Raw genomic sequence first — 13,726 nt, forward strand, 5'->3', positions numbered from 1 at the left:
GCAATCCATGGCGGACACGGTAGCCCGTCCCATCAGTGGAGACGACTCCTCGCACCGGATGTCTGCGACCCAGCGCCCGCGGTTCAGTACTCGAAGCGCATCCACCCCGTCTCGCACGGCGCGAGGCCGTACCCGCCGAGGTAGTGCAGCGAGACGAGCATGCCGGGGCGCAGCTCGCGCAGGTAGACGAAGAACGTGCCGTCGGCGCGGACATCCGCGGTCGCCGTGAGCTGGTGCTCCACGTCGGCCTCGTCCCGCCGGGCGGTGAGGAGCACCGTGCCGTGGTCCGCCGTCGTCCCGTCGCTGCGCCGCACCACTCCCGAGGCGCCCGGCTCGGGGTAGAAGCGGATGCCGTCGAGCACCGTGCCGCGCCCCGAACGGACCTCGAGCGATGCGCCGCCGGTGCACTGGGCGACGCACACGCCGTGCATCCACCCCGATATCTCCAGCGTGTTGGCGACCTCCCACATGTGGCTGCGGTTGGCGTCCACGAGCGAGGCCCACGAAGGGTCGCCGTCGAGCGACTCCGTCATGACCTCGATCTCCCGCGTCTGCTTCGCGGGCAGCCGCACCCAGCTGTGCTCCACGTACGTGCGGTAGTAGGGCAGGGTCTGTCGCACGCGGGGGAAGATCACGGCGGTCGCGTCCGTGGGATTCTCGAGCTTGATGGTGAAGCGCTTGCGGGCCGAGGGCGAGCCGCTCTCGGACCAGAACTGGTCGTAGTTGGACTGGGCCCAGTTGTCCCGGTCGCTGCTCTCGTGGATCGCGGGATCGCCCGGCTCCTCGTACAGCGGGATGTCCACCGTGATGCAGTAGTGCCCGGACGTCGGGGCGACCCACGGCACCTCGAGCTCGCGCACCTGCCCCGCAGGGATGGTCACGGGCTGCGAGAGGCCGAGCGGCTCGAGAGCGGCGGGCGGCTGGTCGTCGGCGTTCGTGGTGAGGTTCTTGATGGAGAATGTGGCCCGCACGTCCTTCGCGTCGAGGCCGCCGTGGTTGAGCACCTTGGCCACCACCCGGTTGGGATTCCCTCCCCACGGGACGTTGAGCCACTTCGAGTCCGCGTCGCTCTTGGCGTTGCGCACCTCGATGTCGGGGCTCTGCCACTGCTTGTCCCCGTTGGGCCAGGTGCGGATGGAGAGTTCGGGCTTGGCCTCGGAGTTGTAGCGGATCTGCAGGTCCGCGCTCTCGGGCCGGACGGCCTGCACGGTTGCGACGAAGTCCTTCGGGGCACCCTCCGTGAAGTCCTTCTCGCGGTAGTCCTGGCCGACCCCGAGGAACGCGCCCTGGGTGAGGACGCCGTCGGAGTCGTCCACCCCGTCGGCGTCGTCGTTGAGCCGCATGACCATGGTGCGGCTGTCGTAGTTCTGGGCGCCCTCCGGCGAGACCACGTCGGTCCCCACCACCACCTGCGCCTTCGGCAGCGAGCCGTCCCCGAGGGAGCCTGCCACGCGGCTGCGGTACTCGAAGTAGTAGTTGCGGCCCTGCGCGATGCGGATCTCGACGCCGCGCAGCGAGTTCGCGGGGATCGAGGCGCGTTCGAGCGCCTGGAGCGTCACGGGCGCGAGGACCGCGCCGCCCCCGTTCGCGGCGAAGTTGAACGAGCGCACCTCCTCGGGCCGGACCCAGCCCAGCGCCATCCGCAGCGGCAGGCTCAAGTGAGGCAGGCCGCGGTCGCGGTGCATGAGGTCCCAGTGGTTGAGCTGGTGCTGGGCGAGGCCCTGGTTCATCCAGTCGTAGAGGTACAGGTCCGGCAGGCTCAGGGTGTGGCCGAGCTCGTGGGCGAGGGTCTCGTAGATCTGGCGGCCGTCGATCGCGGTCCAGTCCTCGGGCATCATCAGCATCGGCAGCGTGCGGTCGCCGCTGCTGAGCGTGACGGTCGGGCTCAGCTGCTGTGGCCACACGTACCGGCCGATGCTCGTCGAGGTCGGCGGCATGACGGCCGGGTCGGGCCGGTTCACGGTGCGCACTACGAATGCGACGGCGTCGGTCTGGGCGAGGTCGACGACGGGTGGCCGGGGCGGCGTCGCGGCGGCGTTGGCCGCGTTCGCCTGCTCGAGGGCCGAGGCGAACGCGCGCCACGTGTCCGGCTTCGGGTTCCAGCGGCGGGGGAGCGTGCCGCCCGGGTTGGCCGGGTCGGGCTTCGTCTCGACCTCGAAGTAGTCGTCCCACGAGCCGCTCGCGCCCACCACGCCCGCGATGTCGTTGCCGACGAGGCTCATGGTGAGCTTGCCGTAGGAGACCTCGCGGTAGAAGTCGACGACGGAGCGGGTCACTCCGCCCGCCGTCACCCCAGCGGTCATCGCGTTGCGCCAGTCGTCGCGGACGGGCTGCTGCGCCGCCGCCCCTGCCGGGTACCGGTTGGTCGACGTGTCGAGGAGCACGATCGCCACGCGCCACGCGGCGGGCGCCTTGTAGACGTCCACGTTCTGGGGGCCGGCGCCGCCGCCTCCCCACGCCGGCCGCACCACGGGCGCGTCGCACGCGCCCGTGACGGAGAACGCGGGCCCCTCGGCCCGGCCGTCCCAGCGGTCCGTCACCGTGAACTCGGCACGGCCCACTGTCTCGCCCGTTGCGGCGGAGCGGGCGACGACGGTGCCGCGTCCCGGGAGCCAGCCGCCGGTCATGAGCACGTGCGGCGCGGCCGGGTCGAACGTGTCGTCGCGCGACGGTGAGACAGCACCGAGGTCCCTGTTGTCCACGCTGAGCCGCAGGTCATCGAAGGCCAGTCCGCTGCCCGCCGTGTCGACGCGCACGGGCGCGTACCCACCGATGAACAGGGGCGCCTCGTCCATCGTCAGGAGCACCCGGTCAGCGATGCCGATCGGCAGCGCGGCCTCGAGGACCCTGTCCCCGGCCGCCAGCAGGAGCCTGGTGCCGCCGGCCGCCGTGGCCGCGCCGATCGGGGAAGGCGAGGGGCCGGCGTCGGGCGCGAGCCGCACCACGCCGTCGCCCACGATGGCGGGCTGCCCGCCCGGCGCCGTCACCACCGCCCACCCGGGCGCGAGCGGCGCGATCGGGCCCGCGAAGGCCAGAGGCTGGGGCGTGAGCGTGCGCAGCGTGCCGAGCGCGAGGTCAGCGGCCTGCACGGTGCTGCCGCCCGGCGCGCCCGCGAGGACGTGCACGGTGCCGCCGCCCGCGGCGGCGAGGCCGAGGCCCCCGGGGACGTCCGCCACTGCCGTGCGCACTGTCGTCCCGGGCGCTGCGCCCGGCGCCGCACCGAGCGAGTACACGTCCAGATGCGGCGAGGGGAGCGCGTCGAGCACGGCGAGGGCGCCCGCGCCGGCGTCCTGGACGATGGCGAGCCCCTTCACCGCGCGCGGGATGTTGGCGAACGCGGTCGCGGCGGACCGGTCGGCGTGGCTCAGCGGCGCGGACCACAGCCCGTCGTCGTCGGCCACGATGATCCGGGTTCCGTCGATGGCGAGGTGCGTGGGGCTCGCATAGCCGCTGCCGATCGTGCGGGTCTCGTAGAAGCCGTCGTCGTCCGGGCGCAGCAGGTCCAGGAGCGTGAGCTGCCCCGACCGCTCGGCCACGACGGCGACGTGCCGGGCCTCCGAGTAGGCGATGGCGGAGATGTTGGTGAATCCGGATGCGACAGTGGTGGCAGCCATGGTGCCCTCCGAGCACTCGTGGGCGCCCCGCGGCCCGAGACCCCTGGCGCGTCCCCTTGACGCCAGTCCAGCGAGGCAGTCTGGACGTCTCATGAGTGTCCGCTGGAGCCGGCGTGGGTGTCTAGGCGCGGATGAGTCGTGTTGGCGGGGGTGGCGGCGCACGACGACGGGTGGGCGGGATGAAGCAGAATGCCGCCACGGCCCAACCTCCATCGGCGTGGTGTCCTTGGCGTCCTGGACGCTCAGGGTGCGCGCAGTCATCGTCGGCTCCCCACTGGTGTGCGCACCGTGGACGACGGCGTCCCCCGGCCCGGTCTGCCTTGCGAGGCGATTCGCGGGGCTGGGTGGCTCCAATGTCTGTTGGGGGCGATTGATAGGCGGATCCGGCAGTTCGAGTTTTGTCAGAGGGGCGGCGTACATCTTGTGTTGACGGCGAAGGCACCCGGCGCAGTGATGTCACTGATGCTTGCCACCTTCGACGTCAGGGCCGTCGGTCAGCGGTGTCGCCACCATGGGGCCGCCGGCCGGCGAGCGCTGCAAACACGGACACAATGACAAAGAAATTGGGGGACAACCGCATATGAGCACCAACCAGATCCCGTCCCAGCCGGATCAGCCGTCGCAGCTGTCGGACCCGCTGGCCAAGCCGCGCAAGCGGCCGTTCTGGAAGAAGAAGCGCTTCATCATCCCGGCCGCGGCCGTGATCCTGATCGTGGCAGCATCCAGCGTCGGGAACAGCAAGGGCGGCGAGCCGACGGCGAACGTCACGACCGTCACCAGCTCGCCCTCCTCAAAGGCCAGCACAGAGGCGGTCAAGGCGCCGTCCGTGTCTGCGCCGACGCCGGCGGCGACCAACACGGTCCCCCCGGCTCCGACGCCGCCCCCTGCTCCCAAGGTCCCCGCCGAGTACAGCTCAGCGCTGAAGAAGGCGGCGTCCTATTCGCAGGTGATGCACATGAGCAAGGCCGGAATCTACGATCAGCTCACCTCTGAGTACGGGGAGAAGTTCTCCGCAGAGGCTGCGCAGTACGCGGTCGACAACCTGAAGGCCGATTACAGCGCCAATGCTCTGGCGAAGGCCAAGAGCTACCAGACGACGATGAACATGTCGCCCGCCGGCATCTACGACCAGCTGGTCAGCCAGTACGGGGAGAAGTTCACCCCTGCGGAAGCGCAGTGGGCGGTCGATCACCTCGCTGGATAGCGGCTTTGGCTCGATCCGGAGCCATTGACGAGGCCCCCGCCGACTCCATTGGCGGGGGCTTCTTCCGTGTCGTGGTTAGGCCTCGTGTGGTTCTTCAGCTGGGAGACAACACTAGCCCGAGCTGTTCGCGCATGGCGGCAAGCTCGGCGTCGATTTCACGTTGGCGGGCCGCGGATCGGCGGCGTGTGCCAAGACGTAGAAGGCCATCACGAAGCTCTTTCCTGTCAAACCACCCTGTCAAGGGCATCGTGTCCACGGTGTTCGCCGCTATCGCGCCAAAGGCCACCCGGTTCGAGAATCGTCGGTGCCATGAGGTAGAGATGAAGTTGATCGCATCGCAAAACATGGGGGACGCATGTTCACTGACACCTTCTCCGTTCTCGACGTCGAGACCACGGGGCTCGGCCGCTACGACCGCATCGCAGAGATCGCCGTCGTGACCGTAGACCACACGGGCAAGCAGCTCGACCGGTGGGAGACCCTCGTCAATCCGGAGCGAGACCTTGGCCCGCAGCACATCCACGGGATCCGGGCGGAGGAGATCCGCAGGGCGCCGACGTTCTTCGAGATCGCCGACGAGCTCGAGTTCCGTCTCTCCGGTAACATCCTCGTGGCGCACAACCTCTCCTTCGACGGCCGGTTCCTGGTTCAGGAGTTCACGCGGCTCGGACGCGGACTGCCACAGGCGTTCATTGACGGAGGCATGTGCACGATGTCCGCCGCGCGGGCGTACCTGCCGGGCTCCCGCCGCGGGTTGCGCGACTGCTGCGACGCGTTCAGCATCGAGCTCCACGACGCGCACTGCGCCGGGGCTGACGCCGAGGCGACGGCGACCCTCCTTGGTCGGTACATCGAACTGGACGCACGGCCCTGGCATTCGGCGCTCGAGACCGCGGCCGCCGTCAATTGGTTCACCGTCCCTCCGCGCATCGCCCGTGTCGCGTACCGCAAGCCGGCCGGCTGGCAGGAGCCGCACTTCCTGGAGCGGCTCACGGCCGTCCTTCCGCCCTCGGCCGGTCCTGTGGAGCACGACCAGTACCTCGCCCTACTCGACCGGGCGCTTCTGGACCGGTACCTCTCTGCCAGCGAGAAGGATGAGCTCATCTCGCTCGCGGCCGATCTCGGCATCGACCGGTCCACGGCGCACCGCCTGCATGGCGACTACTTCGACGCCGTCGTGGACGCGGCATGGGCGGACGGGGTCGTCACCGAGGCGGAGCGTGCGGACCTGACCCTCCTCGCGGGGCTGCTCGGGATGGACGACGGCGCGCTGGCGGCGGCGTTCGAGCCGCGCCTTCCGCGGCAGTCGCCCGGGCGGGTCGCGCCGACTCTGGCGCCCGCCGTCCGGCACGGGGACCTGGTGTGCCTGACCGGAGACATGCGCTCGCCGCGGGAGGAGATCGCGGCCCGGCTCGAGCGCATGGGCATCCGGGTCCACCCTGGGGTGACCAAGAAGGTCAAGCTCCTCGTCGCGGCCGATGCGGACAGTCTGTCAGGCAAGGCCCGGAAGGCCCGGGACTACGGGATTCCTGTAGTGACCGAGGAGTACCTGTTCACCACGCTGCTCCAAGGCATGAACTAAGGAGGAAGGCGTCAAGATGCTCCTGCACGACGCAATGACCGAGGTCCTCCAAGACGCCGGCAGACCGCTCACCACACGCGAGATCGCCGACGCAATCAACGAGCTTGGCCTCTACACGCGAGGCGATCTCCAGCCCCTCCCTGCGAGTCAGGTCGGCGCCCGAGCTAAGAACTATCCGTGGCTATTCACAAAGGCAGACGGCCGGATCTCTCTGGCTGGTTAGGAGCGTCCTCGGCCCAAGCCCTCGATCGATCCGCAGGTCTCATGGCGGGTCATGAAGGCAACCCGCAATCTGGTCGCACACCGCTACGATCAGGCCGATCACGAAATCCTCTGGGCCGCCCGGGGCCGCCAGCCGCCGATTGAAGCAGAACGCGTCCTGACTTCGTTGGACGCGTAGAGGGACAGTGCCGCTCGAGCGCTCGAGTGGCTCCAGGTGACAGCGGCGCACGACGGCGAGCGGTCGCCGTCGTGCTTCACCCCACCGGCGGCGTGCCGCGGACTGGGGGTCTACCCGTCTTCGGGTCCGGTGAGGAGCGCCAGGGCGAGGAGAAGCCCGCGGGCAACAGCGGCACGCAGCCCGTCGGGGACCTCAACGGAGCCCGAGGCGCCGAAGGTGACGAGGCCCGCACGCTCGAGGTTCCGCAGCGTCCATACGGGCCCTTGGCCGGGCAGTGCCGGCTCCTGGATCTCGAGGTCTGCCGGAGCTAGAGCGTGCATCAGCTGGGCCAGGGACGGCTTGACGATGAACGAGCCATAACTGGCCTGCTTCATGGGCGCGGCGAGTGTGGCTCCCACGAAGATCGCGGCGACGGCCTCGGCCAGGTCGAGCGGCGGAAGCTCCTCGGCTATCCATTCGGCGGCTGCCGGGCCGCGCCGGACGCTGGACGAGTTGGTCCGGATGACCTGCGCGGTGGAGAGCGCCTCCCACCACTGGGGGAGCACGGGGACGTCGGCCATCGAGAGCGCCTGCACGGGCGCTCCTTCGTCCCAGTAGTTCCCTACGCGCTTCGCGACGCCGACCGCTCGGACGCCCAGCATCTTCGCGACCTCCTTGATGTCCCCGCGGCGCACACCGCCGGACTGCGTCACCGGCCTGCCGGTGCCGACCCATTCGAGCAGGTCCTTGACCGCGGCGATCAGCGGCGTCTGCGCGAGGGCCTGCTGGCGTGCATCCGGGCTGACCTTCTCGGCGTCCTCCATGATCGCCCCCAGCGGTCCCGAGGCGCCGGCGTCGTCCATGGCATCCTCGACGGCCTCGTGCGCCTCCTCCCATCCGTCTAGGTCTCGGCCGTCGTCGAGGCGGAAGTGCACGTAGTCGTGCAGTGTCTCGAGCGCGGCCCCGAGTGCTTCGGGGCTCTCTGGGTCGTCGGTGTCCCAGAGCAGGTCGATGAGCGGCTCGACATCGGTGGCGCGGTGTAGATCCAGACGGTGGTCGCGTGCGATGTCCACCAGCGCCTGCATCATCTTCAGCTCGTCGGACACCGTGGGAGCGGCGATCGACGGCGCACGCTCGAGCCACGCGCCGAAGCCACGCTGAAGCGTGCGGTCGGCGGCCCGCGCGTTGCGGGCCCCGGGCCGTCCCGCGGCGGCCGGGCGCAGCCTGCTCGCGCCGCCGGCCCCCTGCGGGCGCATGAAGCTGCTTCCGGGGGCATGGGGTGAGGCCGCCGGAGTTGTCCTCGGCGCGCGGCGGTCCGAGCCGGCGTCCACGAGCACCCGCCCCGCGAGGTCTCGCACCGATGCCTTCTCGCTCGCGGCGCGCGCGCTGAGGGAGGCCGCGACGAGGAGTGCGGAGCCCTCGAACAGCGCCAGTCCGCCGTGCCGGTGCAGGCTCTTGAGCGAGGCGAACGCGCGCCCCTTGCGGGCGAGGGCGAGGATGTCGGTCGCCGCGGCGCGCGCTGCCCGGTTCCACCGCGGCACGCGCGTGGCCGCGAGCACTGCACGCAGCTCCGGGTCCGTGTGCCAGCTGTCGAGGAGGCCGAGGCCGACGCCGATGAGATGCGAGATGGCTGGCGCATCGCCCGCCGGTTCGACCTCGACGCCTGCGAGCACGGCGGCGGCACGGTCTTGATCGCCCTCGGCCATCGACTCGGCGAACAGCCGCAGGACCGCGAGGGCCCCGGCCCGCTGTGCGCCGACGGGCGTGAACAGCATGAGGTTGTGGCGCTCGGTCGCGCGGGCGAGCGCCGCGTTGACGTCCCCGAGGTCTGCGTCGCTATCCAGGTTGTCGAGGTCGATCCCCTCGGCGGCGAGCAGCGGCGCGAGATCCTCCATCATCCGGGCCGCCATGCCAGGGGCGTGGACCACGCCCATCTGGGCCAGGCGCGCGGTGAACTCGGGGTCGTCGAATGGCGATGTCACCCGGTCAAGGCTACGCGCGGCGGGGCCGGCCGCCCAACCGTACGACGAGATGATTGAGAGCAGAGAGCGGGACCTAGAAGTGCCGGGTAGGGTCCATGCGCTGGTGCAGGATGCGGATCACGTCGACCGTTGTATCGGTCTCGAGGTAGAAGATCAGGTGGCTGCCGATCGCGTAGCGCCGGTACCCGGCACGGATTTCGTCGCAGGGGCGGCCACGATCGGGGCGGTCCGCGACCCGTTCGATCGCGTTGCGCAGCTCTCCCACGTACATCTCGGCCTGGCCGGGACCCCAGCGGTCGGCTGTGTAGTCCCAGATGGATGAGAGGTCCTGTACCGCGGCCGGCGTGAGCCGGTACTGCTTCACCGGCGCTTCTCGGCCACGAACGCGTCGAAGTCGAAGGGCTCCGGCTCGCCGCTGGCCTCGCCCGCACTCAGGGCTGAGCGCAGCGCGGAGAGCCGGGCCTCCTGATCCTCCAGAAGCCGGAGGCCGGCACGCACGACCTCGCTCGCGGACCCGTAGCGGCCCGTCGCGACCTCGCGGGCGAGGAAAGCGGAGAAGTGGGCATCCAGGCTGATCGACGTATTGCGCGCCATGGACCAACGATACCAAAGCTTGGTATTGGCGGCCCGGCGACTCAACCACAGACAGCGGGGGCGCGCGACGGCGGGCCGGGAGGCTGAGCTGTTGGCTTGGAGCCCCGTGACATCCAGCGCCGCCGGTTGCGGCGATAGGCTCGGGGCGTACTCAGGGGGGTGGGCATGATCGATCCGCGCGCCGAGGCGCTCCTCGTCCGGTCAGGGGACGGGGGCGACTGGCAGGACAAGACCGCCGAGGTCGACTCTTACCATTGGGAGGGCCGGCACCTTCTCGTCAGGTTCGTGAGCGGAACCAGGACGTACCGCTATGGCCCGCAGAAGGTCCTGGTTCTCGAGCGACCGGCCTCGATGAGCCTCGAGGGCGCGTGGGTAGAGGCTGTTGGCCGGGGCATCCCGGACCCCCGAGCGGCCTACCGCTTCAGCGGACCCTCAGGCGCCTGGGTGCGGATCTTCGAGCGGCGCGGGGAGACGGAGCTGCACCGCCTGTACCCCGAGCACGAGCTGCGCATTGAGGAAGGCGTCGAGCAGGCACCACTGGCGGCGCGCGTTCTCGCCTACTGGCGGTCCATCGTCGCCGCCCTTCCCCCGGGGCCGCAGGGCCCCGACCCCCTCCAGCGCGAGTATGACCGCCTCACGACCGTGCATCCGGACAGCGTGCTCGCCCGGTATCTCACGGGGAAGCCGCTTGACCCTGTCGAGCTCGACGCCGTTCCGATCGCCCCGTTCTCCTCCAACCTCAGCCAACGGGCGGCCGTGGATAAGGCGCTGCGCTTCCCCATCTCGGTGATCGAGGGTCCGCCCGGGACCGGCAAGACGCAGACGATCCTGAACCTCATCGCCACGCTGATCGCGAGTCCCGGCGCGTCGGTCGGTGTCGTCGCGTCCAACAACGCCGCCGTCGAGAACGTTCGGGACAAGCTGGCAGCGAGGGGCATCGGCTATGTCGTCGCGGATCTGGGGCGCGCCGAGAAGCGGGAGAAGTTCTTCAAGGGCCAGGCAGACCGCAACCATGCGATCGGCGAGATGCTCGCCGAATCGACGGACGACGCCGCGGACCCGGCAGAGATCCGGGCGCTCGCCGACCGGCTCACCACCGCGCAGCGGGCCGAATGGAACCTCGCGGCGCTCCGGCAGGAGCGCGACGCCTTCGGTCTGGAACGCGAGCATTTCCTCGAGTTCCTTCGGAGTCAGGACGTCGTCGACGGCGGTCCCGTGCCCCTGCTCGGCCGGTCCTCACAGACACTCGTCGACTTCCTCGTCGACGCGGCTCTCGAAGGCACGCGGCCCAAGCGGTTCCGTTGGCTGCGGAGCATCGCACGCCGGCTCAAGTACGGGTCGCTGGGCGGTGCCGCGCTGGGGGACACCGACCTGACGCTGCGCGTCCAGGCGGCGTTCTACGACCGCCGCATCGCTGAACTGGACCGGGACATCGCGGACCACGAACGCCGGGTGGAGGACGGCGGCCTCGCCGGCATGCTCGCCGACCACCGGCTCCTATCGGAGCGCCTCCTACGCTCGGCCCTCCGCCGGCGCTACGGCTCGCGCGGGCGCGTCCACTACCGTCCCGACGCGATCCGGGCCGGCTTCCGCACTTTCACCGCCGACTACCCCGTCATCATGAGCACGTGCCACTCCCTCCGCCGCAGCATCGGCGAGGACAACCTGCTCGACTGCCTGATCATCGACGAGGCCTCCCAGGCCGACCTGCTGACCTCGGCGCTCGCGATGGCCTCATGCCGCCGCCTCGTGGTCGTCGGCGATCAGCGTCAGCTGCCACCCATCGTCGGAGGGCGCCCCGGCGCAGACGAGGTGCCGCCAGCGCCGTCGTACGACTACCGCACGCACAGCATCATGTCTTCGCTCCGGCAGCTCTACGGAGACGCCCTGCCAGTCACGATGCTCCGCGAGCATTACCGCTGCGATCCGGCCATCATCGGGTTCTGCAACGGGAAGTTCTACGACGGCCAGCTCATCCCACTCACTCAGGGCCCGCGACGGCCGCGGCCGATGATGGTCGTGAGGACGGCCCAGGGGAACCACATGAGGCAGTTCCGCGACGGCGGCCGGGTCAACCGGCGAGAGGTTGACGCCATCATCGACGGAGGTGATCTCCACGCACTGCACCGGCATTCTCCCGGCGGAGATCGGGATCACGACGCCGTACCGGCGCCAGCTCACGGAGCTGCATGGCCGCCTGCGCTCGGCTGCAGACCTCATGGACATCGAGGCAGACACGGTTCATCGGTACCAGGGCCGCGAGAAGCGCGCCGTCATCATGAGCGCCGTCCTCGACGACACAGCGGCCGGCCGAAGCGGCGTGAGGTTCGTCGACGATGCCCGCCTGGTGAACGTGGCCGTTTCTCGCGCGAGGGAGCTCTTCATCCTCGTCACCGATCACCGGATGCTGCCGACCAGCAGGAACCTGCGCGATCTCATGGGTTACATCCAGTATCAGGACCCGGCTCAGCTCGTTGACAGCCGCATCGTGTCTGTATTCGACCTGCTCTACAGCAGCTTCGCCGCGCGCCTCCGGCCGCTCGCGGCCCGGGTGGCAGGGCATCTCGGGCAACGGTCGGAGGACATCGCCTGGACGGTGCTGCACGGCATCCTCGAGGAGGAGCCGTACCGGGGACTCAAGGCGGTTCCCCAGGTGCTCCTGCGCCACCTCGTACCCAGCGGCGCCGGGCTAAGCGCTGATCAGGCGGGATTCGTGCGCCGGGCGTCCTCGCTCGACATCGTGGTCTACAACCGGCTCACCCGTGCCCCGGTCCTGGCGATTGAGGTGGACGGTTTCGCGTTCCACGACGACAATCCCGTCCAGCTGGCGAGGGACGGGCTCAAGGACGGGGTCCTGGCCGCGATCGGGCTGCCCCTGCTGCGGCTCTCCACGACCGGCAGCGGCGAGGAGGAACGGATCAGGAATGCGCTGGATGCCGCGTTCGCCGTGATGCACGACGGCGCGCGGTAGCCGGCTGCGGCGTCCGGTCGACGACGACAGCCTCGACGATGTGGCGTTTATAGACGGAACACTGAAAGCAGCGGATGTCCCAAGTGTGTGGATAGTTGGAACAATAAAACAAATTCTGTTCCAACTATGCTTAGACTTGGAACGAGAGCCCCGATGATGCCCACCTCGGAGGAGATCACCATGAGACAGGACAGCGGCGTCACGGGATGGCCACCCGTCGGAGCCGAGACCCTTGAATGGACCCGCCGGTACGAGTACGGCCCGCGGGCTGCACTCGGAGAGCACGTGGAGCGGTACAGCGCCGCCGTCCCCGCCCTCATCGGAAGAGCGTCCTACACCCCGCCCGGTGACCTTGCCGCAGAGCTCGAGGATGCCGCGGTCGCGGTGCGGGAGTTCGACACCGAGCTCGGGGCTGGCTTGGCGCCGTTCGCGTCGGTGCTGCTGCGCACCGAGTCGGTGTCCTCGTCGATGATCGAGAACGTCTCCGCCAGCGCCCGCAGTGTTGCCATGGCCGAGCTCGGCGACACGTCCAAGCGCAACGCGATCTTGGTGGTGGACAATGTCTCGGCGATGAAGGCCGCCCTCGCCGCGGCCGAGGGCACCACCGCCGAGAGCATCTTGGAGATGCATCGGACCCTCATGGCCCACTCCGACCCGAGCGAGGCCGGGAAGTGGCGGCGCGAGCCGGTGTGGATCGGTACCAGTGCAACGAACCCGGTCGGTGCGGACTATGTTGCACCCCGGTTCGAGCGTGTGCCCGGCCTCATCGACGACCTCGTCCGCTTTGTGCGGCGCAATGACATTCAAGTGCTCGGACACGCCATGCTCGCGCACGCCCAGTTCGAGGCCATCCACCCGTTCGCCGACGGCAACGGCCGAACGGGGCGCGCCCTCCTGCAGGCGATTCTGCGTGGGAAGGGCCTGACGAGGAATGTGACCGTGCCGATCTCCGCGGGTCTGCTGGTCAATGTCCGCGCTTACCACCAGGCTTTGGACGCCTACCGCGCTGGCGCCCCGGACCTGATCGTGCGGATGGGTTCCGCGGCGGCGTTCCGGGCGATCGAGAACGGACGCCAGCTCGCGGCGGACATCGCCCGGGCGCGGGAGCGGTGGAGCGGGCTGGTCAGCGCGCGCTCGGACAACGCGGTGTGGAAGGTGATGGACCTGCTGCAGCGCCAGCCTGTGCTGACCTCTCGGCTCGTCGAGGCCGAGCTCGGGCTTGCCCGCAATACCGTCTGGCGCATCATGGGCCTGCTGGAGGAATCCGGTGTCGTCGCTGGCGTGGACAAGCACAAGATGGGGCGGAACTGGCGCTCCGAGGAGGTTCTCGGCGCTCTGGACGCGTTCGCTCAGCGCGCAGGTCGCCCCGGCCGCGCCGACTGAGCGGGCTGTGACGCAGG

General features: G+C 69.8%; 10 protein-coding genes and 1 pseudogene. 7 read left to right on the forward strand and 4 right to left on the reverse strand.

From position 1 onward, the window contains the following. Positions 1 to 83: 83 nt before the first annotated feature. The gene (locus SCMU_RS05415; protein ID WP_229232009.1) at positions 84 to 3,614 is read right to left on the reverse strand and encodes a hypothetical protein; all 3,531 of its coding nucleotides are present in this window, start codon (positions 3,612 to 3,614) and stop codon (positions 84 to 86) included. A gap of 580 nt (positions 3,615 to 4,194) precedes the next feature. Here SCMU_RS05415 and SCMU_RS05420 point away from each other — a divergent pair. The 4 genes from SCMU_RS05420 (at position 4,195) to SCMU_RS20950 (ending at position 6,800) form a co-directional block, all read left to right on the forward strand. Continuing rightward, positions 4,195 to 4,818, forward strand: coding sequence for an Ltp family lipoprotein (locus SCMU_RS05420; protein WP_229232010.1), 624 nt, complete (start codon positions 4,195 to 4,197; stop codon positions 4,816 to 4,818). Positions 4,819 to 5,173: 355 nt separating this feature from the next. After that, on the forward strand, positions 5,174 to 6,400 hold the full coding sequence (locus tag SCMU_RS05425) for an exonuclease domain-containing protein (RefSeq protein ID WP_229232011.1): 1,227 nt from the start codon (positions 5,174 to 5,176) through the stop codon (positions 6,398 to 6,400). Between the two features lie 16 nt (positions 6,401 to 6,416). After that, a complete protein-coding gene (locus SCMU_RS20945) occupies positions 6,417 to 6,623 on the forward strand; it encodes an HTH domain-containing protein (protein WP_371829634.1) in 207 nt (68 codons plus the stop codon). A gap of 24 nt (positions 6,624 to 6,647) precedes the next feature. Next, a complete protein-coding gene (locus tag SCMU_RS20950; protein WP_371829655.1) occupies positions 6,648 to 6,800 on the forward strand; it encodes a HepT-like ribonuclease domain-containing protein in 153 nt (50 codons plus the stop codon). A 110-nt stretch (positions 6,801 to 6,910) separates the two neighbouring features. On the opposite strand, the gene SCMU_RS05430 is transcribed toward SCMU_RS20950, so the two are convergent. The 3 genes from SCMU_RS05430 to SCMU_RS05440 form a co-directional block, all read right to left on the reverse strand. Continuing rightward, positions 6,911 to 8,761: a hypothetical protein gene (locus SCMU_RS05430; protein ID WP_229232012.1), complete on the reverse strand. Its 1,851-nt coding sequence runs from the start codon at positions 8,759 to 8,761 to the stop codon at positions 6,911 to 6,913. 73 nt (positions 8,762 to 8,834) lie between these two features. After that, entirely contained in the window at positions 8,835 to 9,125 is a 291-nt protein-coding gene (locus SCMU_RS05435) for a type II toxin-antitoxin system RelE/ParE family toxin (protein WP_229232013.1), read from the reverse strand. Beyond that, on the reverse strand, positions 9,122 to 9,355 hold the full coding sequence (locus tag SCMU_RS05440) for a type II toxin-antitoxin system ParD family antitoxin (RefSeq protein WP_229232014.1): 234 nt from the start codon (positions 9,353 to 9,355) through the stop codon (positions 9,122 to 9,124). The genes SCMU_RS05435 and SCMU_RS05440 overlap by 4 nt, the downstream gene beginning before the upstream one ends. A 351-nt stretch (positions 9,356 to 9,706) precedes the next feature. Between SCMU_RS05440 and SCMU_RS20955 the strand changes: the two are divergent. From SCMU_RS20955 to SCMU_RS05455, 3 genes and pseudogenes are all read left to right on the forward strand, one after another. Then, positions 9,707 to 11,131: pseudogene (locus SCMU_RS20955) on the forward strand (AAA domain-containing protein); the annotation flags it as partial. Between the two features lie 331 nt (positions 11,132 to 11,462). Beyond that, positions 11,463 to 12,326, forward strand: a complete 864-nt coding sequence (locus SCMU_RS21230; protein WP_503660844.1) for an AAA domain-containing protein — start codon at positions 11,463 to 11,465, stop codon at positions 12,324 to 12,326. A gap of 180 nt (positions 12,327 to 12,506) precedes the next feature. After that, positions 12,507 to 13,709 carry a Fic family protein gene (locus SCMU_RS05455; protein WP_229232017.1) on the forward strand — a complete coding sequence of 401 codons (1,203 nt, stop codon included), beginning with the start codon at positions 12,507 to 12,509 and terminating at the stop codon, positions 13,707 to 13,709. Positions 13,710 to 13,726: the final 17 nt, after the last annotated feature.

The sequence above is a fragment of the Sinomonas cyclohexanicum genome, assembly GCF_020886775.1.
Classification (GTDB): Bacteria; Actinomycetota; Actinomycetes; order Actinomycetales; family Micrococcaceae; genus Sinomonas; species Sinomonas cyclohexanicum.